The 4,913-nt window shown below is 43.5% G+C and carries 4 protein-coding genes; all 4 read right to left on the minus strand.

Going from position 1 to position 4,913, the window contains the following annotated elements; all coding sequences use genetic code 11:
* Positions 1-798: 798 nt before the first annotated feature.
* Positions 799-2,544, minus strand: a complete 1,746-nt coding sequence (locus HMPREF9447_RS14245) for an ATP-binding protein (protein ID WP_009130429.1) — start codon at positions 2,542-2,544, stop codon at positions 799-801.
* A 98-nt stretch (positions 2,545-2,642) separates the two neighbouring features.
* A complete protein-coding gene (locus HMPREF9447_RS14250; RefSeq protein ID WP_009130430.1) occupies positions 2,643-3,095 on the minus strand; it encodes a S24/S26 family peptidase in 453 nt (150 codons plus the stop codon).
* Positions 3,083-3,946: a phosphoenolpyruvate carboxykinase (ATP) gene (locus tag HMPREF9447_RS14255; RefSeq protein WP_009130431.1), complete on the minus strand. Its 864-nt coding sequence runs from the start codon at positions 3,944-3,946 to the stop codon at positions 3,083-3,085. The genes HMPREF9447_RS14250 and HMPREF9447_RS14255 overlap by 13 nt, the downstream gene beginning before the upstream one ends.
* 12 nt (positions 3,947-3,958) lie before the next feature.
* On the minus strand, positions 3,959-4,913 hold a 955-nt coding region (locus HMPREF9447_RS14260), incomplete at its 5' end, for an ATP-binding cassette domain-containing protein (RefSeq protein ID WP_009130432.1).

Raw genomic sequence — 4,913 nt, forward strand, 5'->3', positions numbered from 1 at the left:
ACAACCACTTCCAGAACTTCCACTTCCGGAGCTTCATACTTCATTTCCTTTTCTACTTTCATAATCATAAAATTTAATTGTTAGTAATATTAAAAAGTCTTTTTATTTATTAGTTATATCTGTTCATCGCATCCAATCTATCTACCTATTAATCAAGGTTCTTACTCAATAACAACCTGACTGCTTTTATATAAATAGGTATAGCAAAACCGCCTTTTCAGCCTGCAAAGTAAAAAACAAATTTCCTAAATAGAATGCAAAGGTATTTTGCTGATAATAAGCGTATTATCCTAAATTAAAGGCAGCTTAATATCAAAAGAAGAGAATTCTCCAACGTAAACAAAACGAACGAACACGCTGAACTACAATCTATTTCCCGCTTATCAACCAATAAGCAGTTTTAATTATCCAAGCATATTGACACTACTTTTTAGCACCTTATTTTATAAGAAATAACTACTACAATACACTCGTTTTCAAAAAGATAGTAATTTACTAAACCAAGAAGCAACTCATTATAAAAAATAAAAATGACACCATTTTCAGGCACCAATAACAAGAAATGAATTTACAGGAAATCTAATAATTATCAATCACTTGACAAAGCAATCCCAATCCTGAACGCTCCGGTTCAGATACCATTTCCAGGAACCTAACGTATACATTTATTTGTTGAACCTTTAATAATTAGCTCCTGTAACAATGAAAGTATAGACAGATTTATGACATAAAAGAAAAAAGGGGATGAATATAAAATCCACCCCCTTATAAACAAAAACAACTATTTATGTCGCAATATTATAGCTTCTCCAGGACGACCAATTCCCAACCCTTGAACACCAGCGTGATAAGTTCCAGTTTCGTCCTACCTTTGGTGCGAAGCACCTTTTCATCCGTTGCATAGCACCTCAATTGCTCCGTCGCATTCCTCTTCAATAAGGCAATATCTGCATTGGAAGCATCACGCCGAGCATATTTCACTTCCACAATATAACTGTAAAGAATATCCGGTTGGTGCAGCAAGTCTGGCATCATATAGAAATCGGCATAACCTTTGGAAGATTCGTGTTCGGGAAGAATTATATATCCTTGGGTCAGTCCAAGATAAGCAAGCAAAAAACCTTTGATATGCGCTTCTCCGTCAATGAACTCACGGATGGCACTCTGACGTTCCAGTTCGTGAGCGAAAAAACGGAAGACGGGCTCCCACTGTCCATCATAAGCCATTCCCATGACTAAGGAAGAAAGACTGCTGATATCTATGTCGAAAAGAGACGCCCTGCTGTAGGCCTCCGTCAGATATGTATAGAGTTGCTCGCGCACAGTCAGATTGGGAATACCCAAGACGGGAGTTCCACGATAAATACCTTGTATGGATAGCATCCCGAAGTAGAACAGCAGGCTCTTGAAGTTCTCTGTATCGGTCATATTCTCCGCCGGAAATGCTGTTACGATGTTTGCCGTAACGCTACCATCTGCAATGACTTGCTGGATGACAGAAGCATTCACACCGAATGTTTTGTCAATCTGCACCAAGTGGCGCAGTTTGTTGTAATCCGTACGGATGTTATTGTCGACCATCATTTTAGGGGCTTTCCCCAATTGCAGATAGCTATTTAGAAAGTAGAGAGCCATGTCCGAATTGAACATTCGCTCTTCCAAACGATCTTCCGAGAAACAGTAATTGTCATACCACGGCTTCATTATCTCCACCAATCCATCCACCGTAACGTCCTCTGGCAATGCGCCTTCATCTTTGTAATAAGTAATCATTTCCCGCACTTCACCCTCGCTGAATCCAATGATGTTGTTGAACTGCGGCAGCATGCTGATGTTCGTACCTATATTAAAACCGCTCGTCACGTCGTCCATCGTAATGGGACTTACACCCGTGATGAAGAGACGTTCCACAGCAGCGCCGGCATTGGAAGTGGAAGCCTTCACATTATTGAAGAACCCGCGGATAAGTCCGTCTCCATGCGTTTTTTCCTGATAGCATTCCTGACCGTAAGAAGACAGAATGGTGTTGGTGAAGTTGTCGTATTCATCAATCAGCAGGTATATGCGCGGACAGTTCGTGCGACTGACGTATTCCTTGAGGGCAGCCAACATTTGTTCTGGATTTGTCTCGTCAGGATTAACGATTTCCCATACCCCGCTACCCAGCAAGTGCTCATATTTCAGGATGAAGTTCTTCATCACCATGCAGCAATACTCGCAGAACGAACGCTCCACGCTTTCCAGTTTCGAACTGACTTCAGAGAAGTTGAAACGCAGAACCAAGTACTTGTTGTGTTCCTCCGTAGGATGCTTGCCTATATATAATTCTCCAAATATCTCCTCGAAACTGTCCGCATAGTCAATACTGTAGTATGTTTCCAACATGGCCAGGAACAGCGACTTGCCAAACCGACGCGGACGTATCAGAAACAGATAGGACGGCTGACGCTCTATCATTTCGACGAAACGGGTCTTGTCTACATAATAATAGTTTTTCCGCATGATGCGGGGAAAGTCCGATAGTCCATACGGTAATGCCTTCATAACTGCCTGCTTTTAATGTTCCACAAAGCAAAGGTAACAAAAATGATTGCAAATACCATGAAGACCTAGAAATAGTTGCAAAAGAAGGCAACACTCGGTTATCTGACATGCAGCATCTTAAAGACCGGCAACAACCATCGCCGCAAAAATCTCAGTCTATACCACCATTCCGCCTTTTTCAACCAACGTACATCGCAGCAATCCTGCGTTGTACCATCGGGGCGATAGATCGTTTTTAATAAGCCGATAATATCCTCCCGCTTCACCCGCTCGATGCGAGCCACATTTCCATCACCCAGCATTAGGCAGTCGTCACCTTCCCGACCAATATATCGGTGAATCATATATTTGCCTTCCCATTGATAGAATGGACAACACCAGGCAGGCAATTCTCCTTCGGTTGGGCAAGGAACTACCTCCACCAAATCTATTCCTCCCCTGATAAAAGGATACATGCTTTGCCCACCAATAAGGAGTTTCACTGTTTGCCCATGCTTCAACGCCTCGCCCGCCCCGGCAAAGAAGTCGTTAGATACCGTTATTTTTCGCATATGCCAAAGATTGTTTCATAAGAAAGCCAGGCAGCCGCTGCATTGGGCAGACAAGCCAGATGATAAACCGGTACAGTGGAAAGCAAAGTGCTCAGAACCCCACTGATAGAATCATACAAAGCATCATCATAGGCAAAGCAGGGCGGGCATGAAGGGTGGAGTGCGCCATATCCCTGGGCAACTTTCAGTCTTTCTATTTTATTATAGGGAGCCTGTGACAATCGTACACAAGCTGCCAGCGGATAACTCTCATTTTTATAACAAGGTGTTTTTCCACTCCACGGACTGCCATATACCCACGGTTTTCCGTCAACGATACGAATAATGGGACTATCATCATTCAGCAGAACGGCTCCTTCTATATTTTCGCGCCACAGACGGGTGTGTGTGCTTTTTCCTGTGCCGCTTTCACCCAAAAAAAGTACGGTCTTCCCGCCATGCTGAATGACACTGGTATGAATTGCCACAGTTTCAAGAGGCGTCGTTATCACTCCGTAGGCAATCCAGCAGGCAAAGCGTAACAATGCGGGGGCAAGGTTACCACTGAACCAAACCGTACTTCCCTTTTTCTCCACCCATAAGTGCAATGACTCGCTGTTCGGAGGAGTCATGCTAAAGGCATACCCGCCAGAGTAATATCCGAAACGACTTACAACACCTTCATTTTCATAACGATATAGTTCCTCTTCCAGTGTTGGTACTTGAATTGTAGTTGTCGTAAACCGACATGCAGGTTCGCCATTGGGTTCTACCTTAAACACGGCAAAGCCATCCAATATATCCATTGCTTTCACCAACCTATCACCTTCCACCCGGACACGATGTCCAGCTATCAAATAGTCTTGTTCCATTACTTTATTCTATTATCTATTCTTATTATATACTATCTTACAAGTGTCTAAATCAAGAATACGTTCACAAAATGCCAAAGAACTTTCCCGATGGGCAATAACAATCAATGTCAGTTCTCGGTGTTGCAATGAGAGTATTTCTAGCGCCTTGTTAATTTCCTGCTCAGTCCTGTTATCCAGGGCTGAAGTCGCCTCATCAAAAAACAAGACTTCGGCTTCTTTGTAGAGTGCCCGGGCAATGCCTATCCGTTGTTTCTGTCCGCCGGATAACCGGCTACCGTATTCACCCAACGGAGTATCCAACCCTTGGGGCAGTTCGTCAGCCCATTCTTTAAGTTGTACTTGTTCCAATACCTGTATCACTTTCGTCCGGTCAGCTTGTGGTTGCCCCAGCACTATATTATCAGTGAGTGTACCTTCTATAATAAATATCTCTTGTGGCACGTATCCTACCAGCTTATGCCATTCACTACGGTTAGCAACAGTCAGTTCCCGTCCGTCTATAAGTATCTTACCATCTGTAGGAGGCAGAAAGCCAAGCATCAGATTAAAGAGGGTTGATTTTCCTGCACCGCTTGCCCCCCGTACTCCGATACGTTCACCGCAACCGATATTTAGATTCAAACCACCGAACAGCGTGTGTCCATCGGGAAAGGCGAAACTTAATCCACGTAATTCAAGTACATGTTTAAATACAAACGAAGACTCTCGTTCTGATTCTTGCTGTGGTTCATTGCTGATACCTTCTTCCACTATCGTTATGGTATGCGAAGCATTCTGAAGCGTCACCCAACTGTTCAATATACTTCTTACTGCAGGAATCAGTCTAAAGGCTGCTACTGCAAATACACCGCTTATCAATCCCAAATCACGGCTTCCTGTGCCAATCAGCAATGCCAGTCCGCCCACTATGGCTATTTCCGAGAGGAATGACGGAAATAACTGGTACACTTCCATCCGTAAGCGA

Origin of the sequence: Bacteroides oleiciplenus YIT 12058, assembly GCF_000315485.1 — a bacterium.
In the GTDB taxonomy this organism is placed as follows: Bacteria; Bacteroidota; Bacteroidia; order Bacteroidales; family Bacteroidaceae; genus Bacteroides; species Bacteroides oleiciplenus.

Coding starts and splice junctions, on each gene's coding strand:
- HMPREF9447_RS14245 (WP_009130429.1), bottom strand. CDS start 2,544: ATGAAGGCATTACCGTATGGACTATCGGACTTTCCCCGCATCATGCGG.
- HMPREF9447_RS14250 (WP_009130430.1), bottom strand. CDS start 3,095: ATGCGAAAAATAACGGTATCTAACGACTTCTTTGCCGGGGCGGGCGAG.
- HMPREF9447_RS14255 (WP_009130431.1), bottom strand. CDS start 3,946: ATGGAACAAGACTATTTGATAGCTGGACATCGTGTCCGGGTGGAAGGT.